This window comes from Wolbachia endosymbiont (group A) of Trypoxylon clavicerum (assembly GCF_947251665.1).
Taxonomy (GTDB): domain Bacteria; phylum Pseudomonadota; class Alphaproteobacteria; order Rickettsiales; family Anaplasmataceae; genus Wolbachia; species Wolbachia pipientis.
The window spans coordinates 86,968-110,247 of record NZ_OX366374.1 but is presented as its reverse complement, the minus strand read 5'-3'; the positions used below and the strand labels follow the sequence as shown (position 1 = coordinate 110,247).

At 35.8% G+C, this 23,280-nt stretch carries 22 protein-coding genes and 1 tRNA gene; 10 read left to right on the top strand and 13 right to left on the bottom strand.

Annotated elements, in window-relative coordinates; translation table 11 throughout:
* Window positions 1-2: 2 nt before the first annotated feature.
* A complete protein-coding gene (gene dapF / locus OPR60_RS00515; protein ID WP_265040303.1) occupies window positions 3-791 on the bottom strand; it encodes a diaminopimelate epimerase in 789 nt (262 codons plus the stop codon).
* Window positions 772-1,359: a nitroreductase family protein gene (locus tag OPR60_RS00510; protein ID WP_065094450.1), complete on the bottom strand. Its 588-nt coding sequence runs from the start codon at window positions 1,357-1,359 to the stop codon at window positions 772-774. The genes dapF and OPR60_RS00510 overlap by 20 nt, the downstream gene beginning before the upstream one ends.
* 85 nt (window positions 1,360-1,444) lie before the next feature.
* Between OPR60_RS00510 and OPR60_RS00505 the strand changes: the two genes are divergently transcribed.
* From OPR60_RS00505 to petA, 6 genes are all read left to right on the top strand, one after another.
* Window positions 1,445-1,972, top strand: a complete 528-nt coding sequence (locus OPR60_RS00505; protein WP_065094451.1) for a biotin transporter BioY — start codon at window positions 1,445-1,447, stop codon at window positions 1,970-1,972.
* Window positions 1,969-2,358 carry a DUF1284 domain-containing protein gene (locus OPR60_RS00500; protein ID WP_065094452.1) on the top strand — a complete coding sequence of 130 codons (390 nt, stop codon included), beginning with the start codon at window positions 1,969-1,971 and terminating at the stop codon, window positions 2,356-2,358. Before OPR60_RS00505 ends, OPR60_RS00500 begins: the two co-directional genes overlap by 4 nt.
* Window positions 2,359-2,526: 168 nt before the next feature.
* Entirely contained in the window at window positions 2,527-3,402 is an 876-nt protein-coding gene (locus OPR60_RS00495; RefSeq protein ID WP_265039669.1) for a tetratricopeptide repeat protein, read from the top strand.
* 505 nt (window positions 3,403-3,907) lie between these two features.
* Window positions 3,908-3,980: transfer RNA gene (locus tag OPR60_RS00490), tRNA-Val, on the top strand.
* Between the two features lie 52 nt (window positions 3,981-4,032).
* Window positions 4,033-6,735 (top strand): DNA topoisomerase (ATP-hydrolyzing) subunit A, encoded by a 2,703-nt coding sequence (gene gyrA / locus OPR60_RS00485; protein WP_065094454.1) that lies wholly within the window; start codon window positions 4,033-4,035, stop codon window positions 6,733-6,735.
* 92 nt (window positions 6,736-6,827) lie between these two features.
* Entirely contained in the window at window positions 6,828-7,427 is a 600-nt protein-coding gene (petA, locus tag OPR60_RS00480) for a ubiquinol-cytochrome c reductase iron-sulfur subunit (protein WP_065094455.1), read from the top strand.
* Between the two features lie 9 nt (window positions 7,428-7,436).
* On the opposite strand, the gene priA is transcribed toward petA, so the two are convergent.
* The 6 genes from priA to acpP form a co-directional block, all read right to left on the bottom strand.
* Window positions 7,437-9,761 (bottom strand): replication restart helicase PriA, encoded by a 2,325-nt coding sequence (gene priA, locus OPR60_RS00475; protein WP_406829562.1) that lies wholly within the window; start codon window positions 9,759-9,761, stop codon window positions 7,437-7,439.
* Between the two features lie 167 nt (window positions 9,762-9,928).
* Window positions 9,929-10,741 (bottom strand): transposase, encoded by an 813-nt coding sequence (locus OPR60_RS00470; protein ID WP_265040287.1) that lies wholly within the window; start codon window positions 10,739-10,741, stop codon window positions 9,929-9,931.
* Window positions 10,742-11,021: 280 nt separating this feature from the next.
* The gene (gene thyX / locus OPR60_RS00465; protein WP_065095284.1) at window positions 11,022-11,876 is read right to left on the bottom strand and encodes an FAD-dependent thymidylate synthase; all 855 of its coding nucleotides are present in this window, start codon (window positions 11,874-11,876) and stop codon (window positions 11,022-11,024) included.
* A 9-nt stretch (window positions 11,877-11,885) separates the two neighbouring features.
* On the bottom strand, window positions 11,886-13,163 hold the full coding sequence (gene murA / locus OPR60_RS00460) for a UDP-N-acetylglucosamine 1-carboxyvinyltransferase (protein WP_065094458.1): 1,278 nt from the start codon (window positions 13,161-13,163) through the stop codon (window positions 11,886-11,888).
* Between the two features lie 122 nt (window positions 13,164-13,285).
* A complete protein-coding gene (gene fabF / locus OPR60_RS00455) occupies window positions 13,286-14,557 on the bottom strand; it encodes a beta-ketoacyl-ACP synthase II (protein WP_265039667.1) in 1,272 nt (423 codons plus the stop codon).
* Window positions 14,558-14,570: 13 nt separating this feature from the next.
* A complete protein-coding gene (gene acpP / locus OPR60_RS00450) occupies window positions 14,571-14,831 on the bottom strand; it encodes an acyl carrier protein (protein WP_006279836.1) in 261 nt (86 codons plus the stop codon).
* Window positions 14,832-14,976: 145 nt separating this feature from the next.
* Between acpP and OPR60_RS06955 the strand changes: the two genes are divergently transcribed.
* Both OPR60_RS06955 and OPR60_RS00440 read left to right on the top strand, forming a co-directional pair.
* Window positions 14,977-15,984 (top strand): polyprenyl synthetase family protein, encoded by a 1,008-nt coding sequence (locus tag OPR60_RS06955; protein ID WP_265039666.1) that lies wholly within the window; start codon window positions 14,977-14,979, stop codon window positions 15,982-15,984.
* Window positions 15,977-16,900 carry an FKBP-type peptidyl-prolyl cis-trans isomerase gene (locus tag OPR60_RS00440; RefSeq protein WP_065094461.1) on the top strand — a complete coding sequence of 308 codons (924 nt, stop codon included), beginning with the start codon at window positions 15,977-15,979 and terminating at the stop codon, window positions 16,898-16,900. Before OPR60_RS06955 ends, OPR60_RS00440 begins: the two co-directional genes overlap by 8 nt.
* Before the next feature lie 86 nt (window positions 16,901-16,986).
* On the opposite strand, the gene hslU is transcribed toward OPR60_RS00440, so the two are convergent.
* A complete protein-coding gene (gene hslU, locus OPR60_RS00435; RefSeq protein WP_265039665.1) occupies window positions 16,987-18,477 on the bottom strand; it encodes an ATP-dependent protease ATPase subunit HslU in 1,491 nt (496 codons plus the stop codon).
* A gap of 1 nt (window position 18,478) precedes the next feature.
* The gene (gene hslV, locus OPR60_RS00430; protein WP_065094463.1) at window positions 18,479-19,033 is read right to left on the bottom strand and encodes an ATP-dependent protease subunit HslV; all 555 of its coding nucleotides are present in this window, start codon (window positions 19,031-19,033) and stop codon (window positions 18,479-18,481) included.
* A gap of 115 nt (window positions 19,034-19,148) precedes the next feature.
* Between hslV and gshA the strand changes: the two genes are divergently transcribed.
* On the top strand, window positions 19,149-20,309 hold the full coding sequence (gshA, locus tag OPR60_RS00425; protein WP_065094464.1) for a glutamate--cysteine ligase: 1,161 nt from the start codon (window positions 19,149-19,151) through the stop codon (window positions 20,307-20,309).
* Here gshA and OPR60_RS00420 read toward each other — a convergent pair.
* Window positions 20,306-21,097, bottom strand: a complete 792-nt coding sequence (locus tag OPR60_RS00420) for a hypothetical protein (protein WP_065095282.1) — start codon at window positions 21,095-21,097, stop codon at window positions 20,306-20,308. The two genes, gshA and OPR60_RS00420, sit on opposite strands and share 4 nt — an antisense overlap.
* A 78-nt stretch (window positions 21,098-21,175) precedes the next feature.
* Window positions 21,176-22,198 carry a ferrochelatase gene (gene hemH / locus OPR60_RS00415; RefSeq protein ID WP_265039664.1) on the bottom strand — a complete coding sequence of 341 codons (1,023 nt, stop codon included), beginning with the start codon at window positions 22,196-22,198 and terminating at the stop codon, window positions 21,176-21,178.
* A gap of 8 nt (window positions 22,199-22,206) precedes the next feature.
* Here hemH and OPR60_RS00410 point away from each other — a divergent pair, with 8 nt between their 5' ends.
* Complete coding sequence (locus OPR60_RS00410) at window positions 22,207-22,404, top strand: hypothetical protein (RefSeq protein WP_156517966.1); 198 nt, start codon at window positions 22,207-22,209, stop codon at window positions 22,402-22,404.
* Window positions 22,405-22,469: 65 nt separating this feature from the next.
* Here the strand turns inward: OPR60_RS00410 and OPR60_RS00405 are convergent, their stop codons facing one another.
* Entirely contained in the window at window positions 22,470-23,252 is a 783-nt protein-coding gene (locus OPR60_RS00405) for a hypothetical protein (RefSeq protein WP_265039663.1), read from the bottom strand.
* Between the last annotated feature and the right edge of the window lie 28 nt (window positions 23,253-23,280).

The window sequence follows — 23,280 nt, the reverse complement described above, 5'->3', positions numbered from 1 at the left end:
GGTCACAAAAACCCTATATCACCGGTCATGAATACGTTATTTGCCCATTCGATTAATAACTTACCTCCTGGTAAATTTACTGAAGTCTGTTGGGCAGCCAGATATCCACGTAGTGTGGATGCAACAAGTGCTGCACAGGCTGCACTACCGCATGATGCAGTAATGCCTGTACCTCTTTCCCAAACTCTTAAAGCTATTTCTCCAGACTTTTCAACTTGTGCAATACTAATATTAATTTTCTGAGGAAATAATACGTGATTTTCCAGCTTTGGTCCTAAATTTTGCAATGGTATTTCATTTACATTATCAACAAAGAAAACTATGTGAGGATTACCAATATTTACTGCAACAGGATCTTTTAGCATTTCAAGCTCTATAGGTAAGTGAAGAGTGTCACATTGAGTAGACAAGGGAATTTCATGCCATTTTAGCAAAGGTTTACCCATGTTAACCTTTATGGATTTATCACCCACTTTAAAACACTCTAAAATGCGTTTGTTTACCAGCTCAATAGTGATATACTCAGTACCTTTTTCTGACATTATCAAATATCCAACACAGCGTGCTGCGTTTCCGCACATTTCAGCTCGACTGCCATCAGCATTATAGATATACATAAAACAGTCTGCAGCATTAGACATTGTTATAATTATCACTTGATCACAACTGCTTTGATCAGCAATTTGTCTATGGTTCCAGTCTAAATTGTTTGTTGAACGTGAGTCTATGATAACGAAGTTGTTACCAGTGCCGTGCATTTTGATAAAATTTTCAGGACCTTGGCCACTCATCATAAAAAAATATTTCTTCTATTGGTCTCCTTTTTTTCTTACTTGTTTCAGCGCCCTCTTCTTCGTAACCAACCGCTATCACTGACATTACATTAAAATCATCGGATATGTTGAATCTTTCTACTATTTTATCTCTATCAAATCCACCCATTTGATGAGCCATTAAGTTCATAGCTGCAGCCTGTAGCATAAGTGCATAATTTGCTGCACCAGTATCGTGATTAGCCCAAAAATTTTCACCTTTGTCAGATTTACGGAAATTCTTAGCGCTTAGAGATATAATTAGTATTTGTGCATCTTTTGCCCATTTTTGATTAGATTCATCAAGGCAATTTAGCAGCTTTTCCCATGCGCTTTGATTGTTCTGTTTGTTGCATATTACGTATCTCCAGGGTTCATCACCAAAACATGAGGGAGTCAGCCTTACAGCTTCCATTAAAATATCCATGTCTTCCTGAGATATTGCTCTTGTAGGATCGTATGAACGTCCGCTGTGTCTTGCTTTCATCAACGATAATAGATCTTGTTTACTCATCATTTTTAATTTAATAGTGCATAAATAATTCATTGTAGCACAATATAAGCAAAATTTAAATTGCAAAACCTCTCATATACATATATTACATTTAATAAGTTATTTTTATTGGGGAAGTATGTTTATAACACAATCTAGCAACAGATCAACACTGGCTGAAATATTGTCTTGCGTTTTACTTTTATTCTTGATGGCTCAAATAAGCATACCATTGCAGCCTGTGCCTATCACATTGCAAACTTTAGGAGTAATGCTTATTGGGCTTAAATTTAACCGCAGAACAGCATTCTATTCTGTGCTTACATATCTATCACTTGGTGCAGCAGGATTGCCTGTTCTTGCAAATTTTTCTGGTGGTTATCACGCTCTCCTTGGACCAACAGGTGGATATTTAATTGGCTGTTTAGCTGCTGTTATGGTAATGAGCAAAGTAAATGAATTACTGAACTCTAAGTATAAATCATTTGTATGTAATTCTTTAAGTTGTCTGGCTGGTACAGTTATAATCTTTATTTGTGGTGTTAGTTGGCTTGCTGTTTACTTGGGTCTAGAACAAGCAATAATGGTGGGTGTTTTACCATTTATCCTTCCTGGTTTGATAAAAATTTTTCTACTTGTAGCAGCTTTGCAATATTTGAAAAAATGATAAAATTTCGCCCTCATCATTTTATGTGCACCCTCGCGTTTCGGGGATATGGGTATTCTCAGGGTTTTGTAGAAAATTATAGGAAGATAGCAAGTGAAGTGGTTAGTACTCAAATTGAAGTAGTTGGTAACCTTGATAGTATTTGTAGTGCTTGCCCAAACCAGACTAAACAAGGTAAATGCACCGAACAAGCTAAAGTTTTAGAGCTAGATAGAAGGCATATGGAAATTTTAGGAATTAAAATTGGCGAGACTTTGACCTGGAGTGAAGCGGTAGAAGAGATTAGGGAGAAAATGTCTTTAGAGAAATTCGAGTACGCATGTGAGGGGTGCAACTGGCAGCCATATGGAATATGTAAAAATGCCCTTTTAAATCTACAAAGGTAGTTGACAAAGTGTTAAGATAAATTGAAGCATTTTTGTGGAAATAAAGCGAAATATGGAAGACAAAAGATAAATGCATTCTGAAAAGCTACACAGCATGTTCGTCCCACTAATTAATAATATCTTTATTATTGTATGAGATAGGTAATTTAGCATTTATGAATTTGTAATGTGTTACACATAGCTCAAAGAAATAAGGTTTACTGGTTATACGCTGCAGCCAATGCCACAACACTAGGACCTATGTTTATCTGCATGTTAATTTGCGTTGTGATTTTATGGAGGTCTTCTGTTACCTATGCTAGTGAAAATTTGGAGATACAGAAGGCCTTCGATAATGTTGTCAAGCATATAAAAGCTGATAAAAAATATAAAGATCTTGATGTTATTGAGAGAAAAAGTGACAAATTTAATATCAAAATTTCGCAGAATTCTGGCAAGAGTTTTGACATATACTCTACTTTAAAAAAAGCAAAAGATTCCTTTGAGTTAGGAGATAATGAAACAGCTATTTCTCTCCTTAATCAGATTATCGCAAAGTTTCCTTATCATAAAAATGCTTTGATTGGACTAGGGAATATTTATTACGCTAATAAAGAATACAAAAAAGCTGTAGAGATTTACACAAAACTGTTAAAAGAATACCCTAGTAACCCTTACATATTAAAAAATTTTCTGACAATAATCTCACAATATGATCCTGATCTGGCGTTGAGTGAAATGTTAAAATTGTATGATATACATAAAAATTATGCTCCTTTATTAGCAAATTTAGGTCTGATTTATATGAAAAAGGAGGATTATGTAAAAGGTAAAGAGTATATGACAACTGCTATTTCTCTTGATGAAAACAATATTTTTTATACCTATAATCTAGCTGTTATTCTAGATAAACTTTCAGATTTTCAAAATGCTACAATATTCTACTTAAAGTTGTTAAACATGGCTACAACTTCGAAAGATGTGAGTGAAAAAATACCTTTATACAAAGTGACAGCAAGACTAAAATTTATAAAACTTCACAGCACGCACTCAAAGATTTCATAAAAGCTTATAGCTTACCTAAATCTAATTTATCGTATCTGTTCAAGGGAGTGGCTAATGTGCAAATATTGAAGCAAAGTGTGTGACACACAGCTGTACGAACATTTGTTTGCAAAGGTAATTTGCACAACAAATGCATAACTGTACGAACATTGTGATTTTGGCCCATCAGGAGGGTGTCATCCCAGTGCTTGACACTGGGATCCAGGAATTTTATTAAGTTGGCAAGCATAAAAATAGCTGTTTTATGTTAAAATACAACGTTTTAATGATTATGAAAAAGCTGGATTCCAGTGTCAAGCACTGGAATGACACCATTCTTTTTTCTGGATCCCAGTGTCGGCTACTTGGATGACACCATTTATTGTAAGGACTTACCTCACATTTACTCTATGATTATCTTTTTAGATCACCTTGTCTACCTATTTTGCCACTCTGCTGAACGGATACAATTTATTGCTATTTTTGTTTACAATAATAATATTGAGCTATAGAATTACATCTAAAGGGGCAATTAGCTCAGCTGGTAGAGCATCTCGTTTACACCGAGGAGGTCGGCAGTTCAAGTCTGTCATTGCCCATTTGCTTAACTGAATGTTAGTATTATTAATTACTTCAATTAAAGTATAGAAAATGCAGGATAATATAGTACCAATCTCAATAGTAAAAGAGCTGGAAGATTCTTATCTCTCCTACGCAATGAGCGTTATCATAAGCCGTGCTATACCTGACGTGCGGGATGGATTTAAACCTGTTCATAGGCGCATATTATATGCAATGTCAAGAGCTGGATTCGATGCCGGTAAGCCATATAAAAAAGCAGCTCGTATAGTTGGGGACGTAATGGGGAAATATCACCCACATGGTGATGCAGCTATTTACGATTCCTTGGTTAGAATGGCCCAAGATTTCTCTCTTCTTTTACCACTTGTTGATGGGCAAGGTAACTTTGGTTCGATAGACGGAGATCCACCAGCTTCAATGCGATACACAGAAGCAAGACTTCAAAAAGTGTCGCACTTTTTACTGAATGATATTGATGAAGATACAGTTGATTTTAGGCCAAACTACGATGGAAATGAAACAGAGCCTGTTGTGCTGCCTGCAGAGTTTCCGAATCTATTGGTAAACGGTGCAAGTGGTGTTGCAGTTGGTATGGCAACCAATATTCCTTCTCACAACCTTGGAGAAATAATAGATGCTTGTATGTTATATGTAGATAATCCTGAAGTGACTTTGGATGAGTTACTTGAAGTGATGCCAGGGCCGGATTTCCCAACTGGGGGAACAATTCTTGGCAGGTCTGGAATAAGATCAGCGTTTGCCACAGGTCGTGGATCAATTGTTGTGCAAGGCAAGACTCACATAGAAGACCTGCCGCAAGATAGGCAAGCAATAGTGATTGATGAAATACCTTACCAAGTAAATAAAGTAAAATTAATTGAGAAGATAGGTGAGCTTGTAAAAGAAAAAAGAATTGATGGCATAACAGAGATTAGGGATGAGTCCGATAAGTCTGGTATTAGAGTAGTAATTGACCTCAGAAGAAATGCTGAAGCAAGTTTTATACTTAATCAAATATTGGGACTTACTCCATTAAGAAGCAGTTTTAGTGTTAACACTTTAGTGCTCAATAACAACAGGCCTGCTTTGATGTCGTTAAAAGAAATCATAGCTGCTTTTGTTGACTTTAGAAAAGAAGTGTTAATCAGGAGAACAGAATTTCGTCTAAGAAAAACGAGAGAAAAAGCTCATATATATATAGGGCTCTACATTGCGGTCCTCAGCATAGATGAAGTGATAAAAATCATCCGCGGTGCAAAAGATCCTGCGGAAGCAAGTAGAGAACTTTTAAATAAAGAATGGAAAACTTCGAATGAAATCAACACTATTATTGAGTTGATTTCAGATAGCGCAAGTTTTTTGAAAGATGGAGTGTATAGATTAACTGAGCTACAAATTAAGGCTATCCTTGATATGAAACTGCAGCGTTTAACAGGCCTTGAAAAAGACAAATTAGAAGCTGAGCTAAGTTCAATGATCAACCTGATAAAAGAATATATCGCTTTTCTTGGCTCAGAAGAGAAGTTGATGAAAGAAATAAAAAACAATTTACAAGAAATAAAGAACAGATTTGCCGTACCACGAAAGACTGCAATAGAGGAATCAGATACGGACATTGAAGCTGAAGATCTAATTCCACAAGAGGATATGGTGATAACCGTAACTATGAATGGTTATATCAAGCGTGTGAAGCTTTCTCATTATAGAACTCAGCGTCGTGGTGGAAAAGGAAAGCTAGGACAAGGATTAAAAGAAGAGGATGTAACCACAAAATTGTTTGTTGGGAATACCCACACTAGTGTTTTGTTCTTCTCTAACATTGGTCGAGTTTATAGATTAAAAGTTTATAAATTACCTCTTGCAGAGCCAACTGCACGTGGAAGAGCGCTTGTTAATATATTCCCGCTTAGCGATGGTGAAACTATAACTAATATCATGCCGTTGCCAAGTGAAAATGATGAGAATCAAAACATAGTTTTTGCTACTGCCTATGGAAACATAAGGCGTAACTCCTTAGCGGACTTTCACTATATTCCAAGCAATGGAAAAATAGCAATAAAGCTCGATGAAGGAGACAAATTAATATCGGTTAAAGTATGCAATGCAATTGATCATGTTTTTCTTTCAACAAGATTCGGCAAAAGTATCAGATTTATTGTAAGTGATGTGCGTCAATTTAAAAGTCGCAATTCAGATGGCGTAAGAGGTATCAAACTTGCAAAGAATGACAGCGTGATATCCATGACCATATTAAATGGGATAGGTGTAGCAACAGAAACAAAAGAACTTTACTTAAAAGTTCCACTTGCAAAAAGACTGGGAACTGCAATTAATAACTCCATTGATTCTAAATTGGAAAAGACTTTAAATGATTTAGGAATAGATAACGAATTATTCTTAAAACTTGCAGTGAATGAGGAGTTTATATTAACTATTACTGAAAATGGCTTTGGTAAAAGAACTTCTGCGTATGAGTATAGAGTAACTAACAGGGGTGGTGTTGGTATCACCAATATTCTTACTACTAGCAGAAATGGTAATGTTGTTGCTAGTTTTCCAGTTGAGCAGGGTGATAATATAATGCTTATTACAGATAAAGGAAAGTTAATTCGTATTTCAGTAAATGATATCAGGATTGCAGGACGTAGCACTCAGGGAGTAACTCTATTTAAAACAGAAAGTAGAGAAAAGGTGGTGTCAGTAGCGAAAATTGAAGATCCTGATTCCACTGAAGATAGTATTTCTGAAGTTGAAAACTCTATCGCTTCTTAACCGTAGTATAGGTTAAACAAAAAGCGCAAGTTTTTGTTGATTAATACACAGTATTTAATTTAAAATATATACTTATGGCTGAGTAAAGATCAATGGACAAAAATTTAACTAAAAATAAAAAACCACTGGCAAACAAAGAGGATAAAAAAACACCTCCTGTTAAAGATCTTACTAAAAATAAGAGTAGGAGAGATTTTATAACATTAACTACATGCGCTATGGCAGGTATAGGAGCTGCAAGTGGACTTTGGCCACTGGTTAAGTCTATGAATCCTTCTGCTGAAGTTTTAGCAACTTCCACAGTGGAGGTGAATTTGTCTGGAATCCAGGAAGGACACGGAGTAAAAGTAAAGTGGCAAGGTAAACCAGTATTCATTCGTAGACGCACAAAGCAAGAAATTGAGACTGCAAGAGCTGTGAATGTAAAGAACTTGAGGGACCCTGAGTCAGATGATCAAAGAGTACGCGAAGGAAAAGACGAATGGTTAATCATGATCGGAATATGTACACACCTTGGGTGTGTACCGGTTGACCACGCTACAAGAGATGGTAATGGTTGGTTCTGTCCTTGCCACGGTTCATATTATGACACATCAGGCCGAGTAATTGGGGGACCCGCACCAAAAAATATGACTGTACCTGATTATTTTTTTCCCAGTGAGAATGTTGTGGTAATTGGCAAGAAGGCTTAACGGAACTTGTTAAAAAAAACTCACAGGATCAACATCTATTATCACTGCAATACTCGAATTCAAGTTACAATTTTTAATCCAATATTTCAGCTTTTTTTGTATAGATAAACTGTGTTTATTGTGTATTTTTAGCAACACCCTATACCGATACTTATTATTTAAAAAATTTATCGCTGCTGGTGATGGGCCGAGAATTTCAAATTCCTTTTTGTCTGCACCTACATTTTTTTCCTGGATACAAGTAGTTGAGCTACTTGAATGACGGAGAAGAGATTTTACTATTTCATTCGCTGCTTTTTGTGTCGCAATCTGATTCTTACCACAAATTATAAGCGCTATTAATCTGCTAAATGGTGGCATTTTGGCTTCACGTCTTGACTTAAGTTCAATTTCATAAAATGAGTCCCTTTTTTGATGCAGCAATGCTTTTATTATTGAACTTTCAGGGTTATTGGTTTGCACTATTACCACTCCTTTTTCATTAAACCTTCCTGATCTGCCTGCAACTTGGTGCAATAATTGATACGTCTTTTCCGCTGCTCTTAAATCAGAATTTTCGAGACTCAAATCTGCATTTATTACTCCAACCAAAGTTAATTTGGGAAAATTGTGCCCTTTAGCAATTATTTGTGTGCCGATTATAATGTTCACCTCTTCTTTCAACACTAAGTCAATTACGTTACTAACCGACTTCTGATCGCTGCTTATCATCGCAGTTTTTGCGTTTGGTATTAATTTCACCATTTCTTCAAGCAACCTTTCAATTCCTATGCTGTAGAGGGACAATGGCTGTTCACTTTGGCAATTAGAGCATTTCTCTGGAAGTTTTAATTGATAAGAGCAATGATGGCACAAAAGAGCATTTTTTTTCTTGTGATATGTAAGCCAAACAGCACAATTTAAGCAGGAAATTTTATATCCACACTTTTTACAAATTGCCAGTTGTGCATACCCTCTGCGGTTTAGAAAAAGCATAACCTGCTGTTTTTTCTCTATGGTTTGTTTGATGCTTTCAAAAAGCTCAGAGGAGATCCATTGCTTGTTGTTCCTCATATCCACTACTTTAATGAGTGGCAATTCTGCACCACCAAATCGTTTAGTTAGCTTTACATGATTGTAATTCCCGTTTTTAACATGATGAATCGTTTCAAGCAGTGGAGTAGCTGATGATAAAATAATCGGAATATTTTCAAATTTGGCTAAGATTATCGCCATATCTCGAGCATTATATATAATTCCCTGTTCTTGTTTAAAAGATGAGTCGTGCTCTTCATCAACGATAATCAATTTTAGGTTTTTATAAGGCAAAAAAAGCGCTGACCGTGCACCAATAATTATCTGCGCATTTCCATTCGCTATACTGAGCCAATTATTCCGGCGAGTTTTTGGAGTAAGCCCTGAGTGCCATTCAACTAAGTTTTTTGATATCTGACCGCGAACACGATTTACCAATTGTGAAGTTAAAACAATTTCAGGTAGGAGGATTAAAACTTGTGCATTACCTTCTCCTGATGTCATTTCAACATGTTCTGGTGTCATACTAGTACGTGGCAAAGACGGTATGATAAATGTTACAGTGGGTTTTGCCTTGAGTACAAAGGTGTCATTCCAGTGCTTGACACTGGAATCCAGGAATTTTGACTGTAAATTAGGTATTGGTCTTAAGTTAAAATAAACATTTGTAATGAGGTTATATGAAAAACTGGATCCCAGTGTCAGGCTACTCGGATAACACCCTCTTGGTAGACCCAAATCACAATGTTCGTACAGTTGTGTCTCTGGGCACTGGGATGGTAAAGTCTGAGCAGCATTTGGAACGGCAGTGTAATTCTTAATCAATTGTGCAATCACAGAGAGATAAACTTCGGTTTTTCCAGACCCGGTCTCACCGTCAAGCAAAGTCACTGAATATTCGTTCAAATTGCTGATTATTTTATCACTAGCTATCTGCTGTTCAGGGCTTAATTGGCAACTTATTTCACTTGTTTCCTGCTTTTGTTCAACACAAACCAATTTATCTATGTGATTTACTTTTAACACTCCTCCCATTATCACTTTGGCAAGCATACCAATAGGTATTAAATTGTATTGTGCAACCCACTCTGCAAATGCAATCAATTTTGGTCTAATATTTGGTAAATCGATTTTTTGCTCAATAAATTTTAATTCTCGGTTACTTTTATCACTGTATTTCCAAACTATTCCGATTAAGCGTTTTTTGCCAAATGGCACCACTACGTAATCTCCAAGTAAAATCTCAGTATTTTCCTCAATTGCATATGAAAATAACTGATCAATTGGAAGTGGTAGTAATACGTCAACTGTTTTTGCCATAGTGATTGAGTTTAACATTGTTTTAAAGAGCTTGTAACTTTATTAAGCTTGGCAATATAGATGAATCGGTACAGAGAAAATCTTAACGTTTAACACATTTTTCATAAGACCTGCTGCGAATCAAGCGATAAAAAAAAGGAAAGGAGGGTGAATAAAATCAAGGTTAACTAAAAGGCGTGCTTAAGATTTACAATACCAGCAATAATATTGAACCTCAAGTTATATTTTTTCTGAAAATTGCGATAAACATTCGACATAATCTTAAATATCTTTATCTCTCGGATCTTATTTTCTACTCTCATTCTAAATGATGCTAACCTTCTATTATGCTCTTTCTGCTCTGGAGTTAATGGCTTTTTACGATACTTTTTATATGGAATTATAACATTGCTTTGCAATTTTTGCCAACCTTGATATCCAGAATCAGCATGTTTTATGCTATCAAGTGGTAAATATTTTTCTTGTTTCCTTATGCGAAAATCACTAATTCTACCACGGTATGACTTTGACACTGATAAAATTCTTCCTCCTTCTTCGATAATAATCTCAGTTTTCATAGTGTTGGTTCTTTTTTTTCCTGAATATGATTTCTTCCGTTTTTTACTATCTTCTGGCCTCTGTATTTGCTGTTCTGTAACATCAGCCAAAATCTTCAGTATTTTTTCTGGCGTCATACTTCTATCTTTTGTTATAGTCACTTTTTTGGCGAGTAATGGCTCTATTCTCTTAAGTAACCTACATACATTTGCGTTGTGCACATTGAATAGGCATCCTAAAAATCTATGTGTTATGTAAGTGCGATAGTACAAAATTACGCAAAACAACTTATCTTCCAGAGTTGGTAGTTTTGATCTTCTACCATGACACTTTTTCTGTTTTTCAAGTTTTTTCCATCCAGACCTCACTTTTTCTACTACTTTTTCGAACTCCTCTATACTTAAACCTGTTATATTACGAAAGTTTCTTGGGTGTTTTTTCATATTATAGTAACTAAAGCTCATTTTTTTTCCTTACTTGATCTGCTTATTCTTCTTCTACCCCTCTCACATCATTTTTTCAATCACCTTTTGCAGCAGGTCTCTTGATGAAGCACATGTTGCTAATGATCACCTGTTTATCAAGGGTCAGGATTTTGGAACTCTAAATGATTTTAATGAGATGTTCTATAAAAGTGATGAGTTAATGTGATGTAAAAAGCAAGATTCAATCTGGTGAACGAGAGTTAACTGACAGAGGAGATTGACGCGTATGCCTTTGTCTTTAAGATTGTTTATCAAGTATAGACATCAGCTCGTCCCATTCTCTTTTACCAATATTACTTTCTTCTCTAGTAACGTTTTCCCCTTTAATTAATTTACGAATTATGTCTAAACCAGTTCTTGAAATACAAGCTGATTCTAGGCAATATTCAACAAAGGCATTGTAGGCCAATGGGACCCACTTCTTTATTATATCCAGCATAACTTCTGCATAAACTCTGATTTCATATTGGGCATGCTTATCAGCTCTAAGCTTCAAAAAATGAAGGAGATTATGCAGGTCTATTTTCCAATAAAATTGCGTGTAGTAATTAAGCATTAGGTTAGTTCGGGCAATTTCTCTTGCAAGCCCCTGCTCAATAAATTTTTCATAATGAGAATATACTAAATTAGAGTCATTTGTTAGAGAATCTATTATTTCCTTTGAGGTATCTGGATCAAAAGCTTCCCCGCTACCTTGTTTATTATTGTCAGATTGTTTTGCAACTTGTTCTGGTTTAGGTGTATAAAATTCATTATCAAGTATTGAATACCTTGCTGAATATTCATTCACATTTGCAGTTCTATGCCTTATCCATTGCCTTGCAACAAAAATTGGAAGTTTCACGTGAAACTTAATTTCACACATTTCAAATGGAGTTGTATGATGATGTCTCATTAAATACTTTATAAGTGCTTCATCCTGACTTATCTGTTTTGTTCCCTTGCCATAAGAAACACGAGCAGCTTGAACTATAGCGCTATCAGAGCCCATATAATCCATTACTCGAATAAATCCATGATCTAGTACCTTATGCTCCTCGTACAGAATTTCATCTATTTCTTTCACTGTGACTCGTTTAGTTGTTTCATTCATAGTATGTCCTCAAGATGAAATGGAGATATCAGCTCCACATGAATTGAGTTTTTCGTGCATTGCTTCATATCCTCTCCATAAATGATGCGAATTGTTTATTATAGTTTCTCCACTGGCTACCAAAGAAATAAGTATCAAAGCTGCTGTTGACCTTAAATCAGTGGCACATAGATTAGCTCCAGATAAGCTTTTTATTCCACTTATAGTAGCTTTGCTTTTCTCAATGCTGATATTAGCGCCTAACTTTCTCAATTCATCTGCATGTGCAAATCTGTTTTCAAAAATGTTCTCTTCAATTACTGATATCCCATCAGCGATGCACATTGCAGACATCAGTTGTGGTTGCATATCACTGGGGAAATTTGGATAAGGGTTTGTTGCAATGTTAGCAGACCTAATAGAGCAATTTTTTCTGGAAATCATAACCCCCTCATTATATGGTTCAACATTAGCCCCTATAGCTTTCAATTCATTCACAATACATCTTATATCAGATAGACTTACTCCTTCTAACTCCAACTTACCACCGGTTATTATAGCAGCTAGTGCATAGGTGCCTGCTTCTATGCGATCTGGTATTATTTTATGAACACATCCATTTAATGCTTCAACTCCTGTTATTGTGATCCTTGTATCACTAATCTCAATATTAGCACCCATTTTCTTTAGGAACTCTATTAAATCAAGAACTTCCGGCTCTGTTGCAGCATTGTTTATTATTGTCACTCCTTCTGCAAGTGTTGCTGCCATTATTATATTTTCTGTTGCACCAACGCTTATTTTCTCAAGTGTAACTTCTTTTCCTTGTAGCTTTCCTTTCACTGTTGCAATTATATTACAGCCTTCAACTTCAATTTTAGCTCCCATTTCTTCTAATGCTTTGATATGCATATCAACGGGACGCTTTCCGATATTGCATCCACCAGGAAAGACTGTTGTGATTTTACCAAATCTACTAAGCATTGGACCCAATATTAGAAAAGAAGTTCTTAGCTTACTTGCGGTTTTATATGGCATCACGTGATTGTTGATATTGCTGCAGTCAATTTTCAAAGTATGGTTCGCTTTATAATTTTTATTGTGCATAAAGTTTACTTCTGCTCCAAGACTTTCAAGCAACTTAGACATTAGATGCACATCAATTAAATCAGGTACATTATGCAAAATTACCGGGAAGCTACTCAATAGACTTGCTGCCATTATTGGTAAAATAGCATTCTTTGAACCATTGATCTTGATTTTTCCAACCAGGGGTTTGTAGTTATTTCTTATTAATATCTTGTGCATTTAATTAAGCTAGATCTTACCAAATAAGTATAGTAAATCGACAGTAAAAGGCAAATTACAGATAATATAGCTATCACAGATCATAATGTTCGTACATTTTAGCTATTCAGCAGCAGAATTGATTACACTTGTCCAAAGATGAGCGATGCATTAGTGCCACCAAAACCAAACGAATTAGAAAGCGCATATTGAATTTTATGCTCCTGAGCTTTAAACGGTACAAAATTTAAATCACATTCTTCTGAAGGTTTATGTAAATTTAAGGTTGGCGGAATAATTCCATTATTTAACGCAAGAATACTGAATATTGCTTCAACGCTCCCTGCAGCACCAAGTAAATGTCCTATAGAAGATTTAGTTGAAGAAACAGGTATTTTATAAACGTAGTCACCGAATAACTGTTTCATTGCTATTACTTCAATTTTATCTCCAAGTGGTGTTGAAGTTCCATGTGCATTGATATACCCTACTTGATCGGGATTAATTTGTGCACTCTTTAAAGCAAGCTGCATTGCCTTAAATGCGCCTCTTCCTTCTGGATGTGGTGCTGTAATGTGGTGCGCATCTCCTGTGAGTCCGTACCCAACCAGTTCAGCATGTATTTTTGCCCCCCTTTTTTTTGCATGTTCGTATTCCTCCAGCACCAATATACCTGCTCCTTCACCCATGACAAATCCATCGCGTTCTTCATCCCATGGCCTTGAAGCTTCTTCCGGTTTATCGTTAAATTTAGTTGATAACGCCTTCATAGATGCAAAACCTGCAATTCCAACTCTACACAGTGCACTTTCTGCTCCACCTGCAATCATAACATCCGCTTCACCAAGTTTTATAGTTCTTGCTGAGTTTATGATTGCATGCGCACCTGTTGCACATGCGGTTACTGCTGAATCGTTTGGACCTGTAAATTCGTATTTAATAGAAATATGGCCAGATATCAAATTTATTAGACTTGCAGGGACAAAAAATGGACTGACACGTCTGGGCCCTTTTTCCTGTATGGTAATAACATTTTCCTGAATTGACGGAAGACCACCTATACCAGAGCCAATAGTCACACCAACACGTTCCCGATTGATATTTTGGCTTTCCAAAATTAATGAATCATCTACTGCCTGAATAGCTGCTGCAATACCGTAATGGATAAAACGATCTGTCCTTTTTGAGTCTTTCTCAGAAATATAATCTAGTGGATTGAAATGGTGCTTAATGTTGTCTGATTGCAACGGCACCTGCCCTGCAACCTTGCAAGCAAGATCAGAAGAGTCAAATCTATCTGTATTGATTGCTTTTATGCCAGACTCACTTTTTATTAGCCTTGACCAAGTGTTGTCAACATCTGCCGCTAGTGGAGTGATTAAACCAACACCAGTGACTACTACTCTTTTGCTCATTTAACACTAACTATTAGCCTTTTTTATTATTAATGTACTCAACTATTTGCTCCATAGTTTCCATTTTTTGTGCATCTTCATCTGGAATTTCTATTCCGAACTCTTCTTCTGCTGCCATGATGATTTCAACTGCATCTAAACTGTCTGTACCATGCTCCGAAAGCTTTGAAGAGCTGTTGAATTTCTCTACATCCTTACTAATGTGCTCTAGTATAATCTTTTTCACTTTTTCTTCTATGTCTTCTCTAGTGCTCTTTGCTAGTTCGCTATTCACATTTCTTACCAAAAAAATAACCTATTCTTTGATGTTATAAAAAATTTTTATGTTTGCAATATCTTTTATAACTGGTAAACTACAGTAAAGTTTTCTACTGCCCTAGCTGGCTAGCGTTACGTGCTAAACAATTAACAATTCAAAAATGCTAGACGAAACAACAAAAAATTTACTTATTGTAGAAATAAATAAACTTTTACCAGAAAATAGCGAGAATAAGCTTATATCAGCTATGCGTTATATACTCCTTGCTCCTGCAAAACATATACGCTCCTTTTTAGTCGTAGCTTCATCGCGAGTGTTTAACGTGGAAGCTAAAAAAGTAATATCAGTTGCTGCAGCCATTGAATTTGTTCATGCTTACTCTCTAATTCACGATGATTTACCATGCATGGACAACAGTGATACTCGCAGAAGCCAGCTAAGCTGCCATAAAAAATTTGATGAAGCAACAGCAGTGCTTGCCGGAGATGCACTACTTACTCTGGCTTTTGAGGTATTATCTTCGTTAAATGAGAAACGCTGTGAGATCATAAAAGTTCTTTCTCAGGCAATAGGAATGAGGGGAATGGTGGGAGGACAGGCTTTAGATATTAACAGTGAGCATATAGATTTTAGCCCCCAACCCTCTGTCATTCAAGTAGCGGACACTGGGATCCAGAAGGCTTTGCCTACAAGCATTTCGTGCAAAAAGCCATGCGATGGTGGAGCTGAACATGAAATGGATTCCAGTGTCAGCTACTTGCATGACACCCTTTCTACCTTAAAACCACAACATTCGTACGGCTGTATGTATAACGCTGGAATGACGTCGGGCCAAGCTGATAAAATAAAAGAAATTCATTTGATGAAAACCGCAAAACTATTTGCAGCTTCATGTGAAATAGGTGCTATAATAGGGGGTGCTACAGATGAACAACGGAGAGCATTATATAACTATGGAATAAATCTAGGGCTTATCTTTCAAGCTAAGGATGATATTGAAGACTACGAACAAGATAAAACAAATAATCTTATGTCTGTACTTGGTAAAAGTGAAGTAGAGGACTATATAGACGGCCTCTTTAAACAAGGCTTGGATAATTTGAGTGCGCTTTCAGGGGGTACTAATTATTTATATGATTTATTGAATCAAGTAAAGAAAGATGGTTAGAAAAATTATATTACAAATGCTTATTTCCGTAGTAATGATTCTCACTTTAACTTCTGCTTTTGTGTTTACTATTGTCTATATAAACAAAGGTAAACCGGAAAAAAAGGACAAGCTTTATGAGATAAATGCCACGCATGGTGGTTTGATACAGACGATAGCACATTACCTAGTGAAGCCAATACTTGAATCAGCACTTGACCGCTATATTGAAAAGCATGGGCTAACAGAATATTTAGAAGAAATGACGCAGCAAAAAGAAGAAGATTCGATAAATTTTTATGAAATTACTGAAGGCAGTGGCAGCAAGGCTTTCTGTGGCCTGGAAGTCCTATTGCAAATATATAAAATTTCTAATAATAACTCAGCAACACTCCCTAGCAGAGTTTCCGATGTTACTTTGAAAATAGGTCAAGATGACCTAAAAGAAGTGAGTTTAGGGGTAATAGGTATGAAAGAAGGCGGAGAGCGTGTAGTTACTATTGCCAATGATAACAAAATGAATTTTAATTCTTATTACGTCAAACTGATCGAAGTAAAGGATAAATATCCCGACTCAGTAAATAATCTGATGGTTTTTAATGACTTAATTAACAAGACTGGAAAACAAGTAAGGTGCGGTGATGAGATATCGGTTAAATATAGCGTAAAGGAGCATAATGGGGAATATATAGTCAAAGATCAAACAGTGCAATTTAGGGTTGGCGATAAAAAAATACCACTTGCTATAGAGCTTGGAGTTGTGGGAATGAGAGCTGGTAATAAAAGAACTATTCTTTCTCCGCCTGACCTTTTGACTATTACTGACGATATGTTAATAAAAGACATAGATTATGATGAAGAAAATATCTCAATAATTGACTTAAGCTTAGATGTTAAGCAAGAGGTCGCAGCACACCATTCTACTGTTGAAAAATAGCCTAAAGAATATAGCTGAAATTTTAGGTCTACTGGCTAATCTTCTGAACACTCTCTATACTACTTAAAGTAGGCTTTTCGTTTTTCCTAAAGTATAAACTTAGATAAATCCAATTGCTTCGAAATTGATTCAAGTTTATCTTTTACATACTTGCTGTCTATAATGAATTCTTCGCTATTTTTCTCAGAAGCAATGAAACTTATTTCATCTAAAAGCTTCTCCATGACAGTGTGAAGCCTTCTTGCGCCTATATTTTCCACTTGCCTATTAACTGTAAACGCTATTTCAGCTATGGTTTTTATACCATCATCAGTGAACTTAAGCGTCACATTTTCTGTTTTCATTAAAGCTATGTACTGCTTTAACAAACTAGATTCTGGTTCCTTTAATATTCTTATTAAATCCTCTTGAGTAAGTGCCTTAAGTTCTACCCTGATCGGTAATCTGCCCTGCAATTCCGGTAAGAGGTCAGATGGTTTAGACTGATGAAAAGCACCAGATGCAATAAATAATATATAGTCTGTTTTTACATGGCCATACTTAGTTGTAACAGTTGTTCCTTCAAGTAATGGTAACAGATCGCGTTGCACTCCTTCTCTGTTTACTTCACCTTTTACTTCTGTACGCGCTGCAATTTTGTCTATTTCATCCAAAAATACTATACCATCATTACTAACAAGATCAATGGCTTCTTTGATTATTTTATCTTCATCCATTAGCCTTTCACTTTCTTCATTAATTAATATTTCACGCGCTTCTTTTACCTTCACCGTAATAGTTTTTGTTTTTTTGCTCCCGTTAAACATCTTGCCCATTATTTCTGTTACATTCATCACACCAACTTGCCCACCTGGCATGCCTGGTATATCGAAAGTAGGTAACATACTCTTGCTCTCTCTGACGTTAATAGAAACTTCTCCGTCCTCAAACTCTTTATTCCTCAACCTTTCTCTAAAAATTTTTTTACTCTCTTCGGTTGCATCTTCGCCTACCATAGAGTTTACTATTGTTTTCTCAGCTAAAATTAAAGCCTTTTTAGCTAAGGCTTTACGGGCTTTCTCTTTAACTAAAACTATTGCTGCATCAACTAAATCGCGTATTATCGAATCAACGTCACGTCCAACGTATCCTATTTCAGTAAACTTCGTTGCCTCAATTTTTATAAACGGTGCACCGGCAAGTTTTGCTAAGCGGCGAGCTATTTCAGTTTTACCAACTCCTGTATGACCGATCATCAATATATTCTTAGGTATGATTTCATCACGCAATGGAAATGGAACCTGATTGCGACGCCAACGATTTCTGAGCGCAATAGCAACAGCACGCTTTGCGTCATCCTGTCCGATTATGAATCTATCCAATTCTTTAACTATCTTCTGTGGTGGCAGGTCATCTAACAAAACTTGAGTACTGTCATTAACTTGAACATCGCTTTCATTTGAATCAAAACCACTCTTAGTATCTTTATAGAGGTCATTTTTTTCATCGTAGGTGTCACTACTACAAGACTGCCCTTCTGAAAGGGTTATAGGCTGATTGGAAAAATTAGTGCATAAAGTTTTTTGCTTGGAAGACATATCACTCCTCTATTTTTTCAATAATTACATTATGATTTGTATAAACACATATATCGGCAGCTATCTTCATAGCCTTTTTCGCAATTTCCTCTATTGATATTCCTTTAATATCAATTAAAGCTCTTGCTGCAGATAGAGCAAAATTTCCCCCAGAGCCAATAGCTGCGACTCCATCTTCAGGCTCAAGAACATCACCTGTTCCCGTAATTACTAATGAAATAGATTTATCTGCAACGATCATCATAGCCTCTAATTTCCTCAGATATTTATCCATTCTCCAGTCTCTTGCAAGTTCAACACATGCTCTCATTAATTGTCCTGGGTGCTTGTCAAGTTTAGATTCTAGTCTTTCAAAGAGAGTAAATGCATCGGCTGTTGTTCCAGCAAAACCGGCAATTACAGAATCACCAGAAAGACGCCTAACTTTTTTTGCTCCGGATTTTATAACAGTGTGGCACATTGAAACCTGTCCATCACCTATTACTACTACGCTTTTATCTTTTCTAATTGACAGTATAGTAGTTCCGTACATTTTATTGTTATCGTGTTGAATCATTTTTCTATCACTTTAAATAAGAATCTCATTATACTTTAATCTTCAGTCAAATTTGCTAAATATGTTTAATTATAGCTTATAATATAATACCTTCCTTATAACATTTAAAGTGCAGATGCAAAACATAATTCACCCAAATTTGGAAAAAAGTATAAATAATTGGTTCGAAGCAAAATTTAACGGCCTTACATTGCCATTTTATAGCTCTATAGATCTTAGAAACTCTGGCTATAAAATCGTTCCAGTAGACGCTAATTTATTTCCTGCGGGGTTCAATAACTTAAGTGAAGAATCAAGAACGGTGGCGGCAAGATCAATAAAAAGCTACTTTGAAAAAAAACAATATAAAAAGGTTCTGATAATACCGGAAAATTATACACGCAATAAAATGTATATAGAAAACGTATTTGTTATAGAGAAAGTACTGCAACTCGCAGGTTTTGAAACTAGAATTGGTCTTTTACATAATGAAGTATACAATTTAATAGAACCGTATGAAGCTATTGTGAAGGAAACCTCTCTATTAAAGACAACTTCAGGATTTGTGCCTGATGTTATTATACTGAACCGTGATATGACGAGCCACATTCCAGACACGCTAAAAGACGTAAAGCAAGATATAGTACCAAGCCCACTATACGGTTGGCATAGCAGACAGAAATCTAAGTATTTTGAAATCTATCAAGAATTAGCGTCCGAATTTTGTAGCGAATTTAAAATCGACCCATGGCTTATTTCTGTGCTTACAGAGAGCTGTGATGGAGTTGATTTTGATGATGATTCGTCACTAGGAGCAGTAGCAACTAAAGTTGACCAAATATTGTCTCTAGTGCAAAAAAAATATGAGGAACATGAAATAAAAACACAACCTTACGTTTTTATCAAAGCAAGCAATGGCACATATGGGATGGGCATTATAACAGTAACAAGTGGAGAGGAAATATTAAACCTCAATAAAAAAAAGCGTCATAAAATGAAAAAGATAAAAGAAGGAATAGCAATCAATAGCGTTATTATACAAGAAGGCGTACCAACCATTGACATATTTAAAAGCAGTTCTGCAGAACCGCTAATATACTATATAGGAAATACTCCAACATGTTACTTATACCGATGCAATAGCAGGAAAGATGTATATTCTAGCTTGAATGCCACTGACTGTGAGTTTCATGATGTTAGCCAGGTTGTGGAAGGTAAAATTCTGTCACTTTGGAGTATTGTTAGCAAATTGGCAGTACTAGCGTTGGCAGTAGAAATAAAATCTTTTCACCTCTAACCTACTTCCACAGTGGTGTCATTGTGCTGAGTAGGGTGAGTGTTATCAAGTCCAGTAGAAGGATCAGTACTATTAACCGGTTGATTGACGAACTTATCGATATTTGATATTAAATATGCTAGACTTAATATTATACTAACTGTTACGCTTAAGTTGAAATTATAGATTATACCACTACCCAAATCTATTGGTATGGTTGCAGTTTCCATTCTTTTTAATATGAAGCTTAACAAGCCCAATGACAAAGTTATTGTGCTGAAAATAACGTCCTTCCCATATTCAGCAGACTTTTTAGGATCCTTATTATCCAGATACTTCTTCCATGTATAATAACAGCTTATGAATTCTGAAAATAGAAATAGGACTGTTGATGTTAAACCAATATAACTTATTATATCTTTATTGTTTCCAGCTAAGAAATGAATGATTTTTGTCTGCATCAATATTCCTATGATACAGTGTGTCAAGAAGGCCAAGCTACCTACAACCTGTACTGATTTTTTAGGTTCATTTTTATCATCTTGAGGTCTATATCCAGCCAAGCTGAGTCCGGAATGAAGAATATATAATGCTGATGTTGGTAATTTTATTAACTTGGCAATATCTGATACAGCAGAAATACTGGGTCTGTTATTGTCAATAAACTCACAGCAAAATTGCAGTGAAATCTTACACAATAGGGCTGTTAAACCTACTGCAATACAATACATCTTTCTGAGATCATGGTTATGGGCAGCGTGTACCCTTTGTGTGAACGTGCTCGATTTCTTTTTTAGCTTACTTGGCATGAAATAGTTAATAAAATAATAACTTTCTGTTATTCTATCACATAAAATCCTAAAAGAAAAGCACTATAAATCAGGATCTTAAGGAAGATTTATGCATAAATCAGCCAAGCATTTAATAAACAAGGGATCGATACTGAGAGTTGGCACGCGAAAGTAATATCCATCCTTGATAATTGCTTTATATTCTACATCAAGTTCCACAAGTGTTTCTGAATGCTCAGAAACAAAAGACATAGGTGATAGAACTACAGGTACACCATCAGCTTTTGCGCGTAATAGCTCACTTTCAGTGCTTGGCTCTAGCCATTTTACAGGACCAATCTTACTCTGATAACATATTGACCAATCTAAGTTATTGATAGCTAGCTTTTCTACTATTAGTCTTACTGTTTCTTCCACCTGTGAAGCGTAAGGGTCGCCTTTTTTAATAACACTAAGAGGAAGGCTATGGGCTGAAAATAGGACTCTTGGCTTATCGATTCTGCTGGCTAATTTGTAATGCTTAGCTATTAAATTAGCGTGAGCTTTAATAAAGTCTTCGTTATTATAATAATGGTGAATTATTTTTATATTGCACTTTAGACCATGGTTTTTAGCATTTTTTTGCCAATTTTCGATGGATGATAAAGTTGTGGTAGTTGAATATTGAGGGTATAGTGGCAGCAAAATTACTTCATCAGGATCAAATTGTTTTACACTTTTAATAACTTCGTCAGCAAATGGATGCCAATAGCGCATGCAGATGAATACTTTGGTTAGTTTTGGTGTCATTCCAGCGCGTGACGCTGGAATCCAGTTTTTTTTTCTAGATCCCAGTGTCTGGGCACTGGGATGACAAAAGACAGGTTTGTTAAGTTCTTGTTCAAGCGTTTCAGCTTGCATTTTTGTATTCTCCAGAATTGGCGATTTACCTCCAATTTCCTCGTATATTTTTTGTGCAGTATTTTCTCGTTTTGCAGATATAAACTTTGCTAAAAGAAACCGAAAAGGGTTTGGTAGACTTATTATTCTTCTATCATAAAAAAGGTTGAATAAAAAAGGACGGACTGCATTCAGTGAGTCAGGTCCACCAAGGTTAAATAAAATGACAGCCTTTTTCATTTGGTCTTTTGCAAATAATTGTTAAAACTACAAGGTTACTTTTTGCCGTCGTTCCAGCGCGTGATGCACAACAACATTGTGATTTGAGGGCTATTTCTACTAAGATGGTGTCATCCCAGCGCTCCGACACTGGGATCCAGGATTTTACTAAATTGGTAAGTATAAAAGCGTTATGTGAAAACAACGTCCTCGATGAAATTGTGTGAAAGTGCTGGATTCCAGACTGGAATGACAAAATAGAATACACTTAAATAACAGAAAAGAGGCACATTCAGGCTCCGCAACAAGTTGCTTTTGGGGTGCCTATAAACTCAGCTATAGGCTCATCAAATTTAGTTATAGGCACTAAATTTCTCACACTGGCATACAACAAATGGCCAGACCTCTGCAGGTTACTCTTGGTGAATGTGAAGCTCCAATCGAAAAACGTATCGACAAGAAGACTTGGCACGATTTCAAGAAGTTCAACAGCAGCTAAAGATAGCATGATACAACTTTGAAGAATCTTCAGAGGAAAAACTAAAAATGCAACGAAAAAAGAGGTGTTACTTGACTCACCCACTTGGTTAGGCGAATTATACTCAATATGCTTTCTATTTTGATCAAAAATAGGGAATTTTATGGAATCTTTTTTAAATTCCTTACTCACTGTTTCTTTTGAGCAACCTGTTTGTTTTTCTAATAACTTTTCACGTAGACTAAAAGTTCTGACAATAAAACATGTAGCTATCATTAAGGCAGCGCATACGAGTGCGCATTGTAGAAGACCAGTGAATGCAAGGCAAACAAGCGGTACTATGATTATCATTTCAAGAAATGGAATAGTATTCCTTTTCATTGCAAAGGCAGCACCTTCTTTTAATTTTGTATTATGATGTGAGCTATATTCCAAATAACTTAAAAATGCCAAACTAAAAGTCAAAAACCCTTTTGTTCCACAAAAAATTGATGACTTTAAGTTATTGACCAATTTTTTAGCGGTAGATTCAGTTTCAACCGGTTGTTTGGTAGTAGATTCAGGTTTTTCATTAGTTTTTTTACAACAAGTATGCATACAATACTCCCTTGATGGTTTGTTTTTA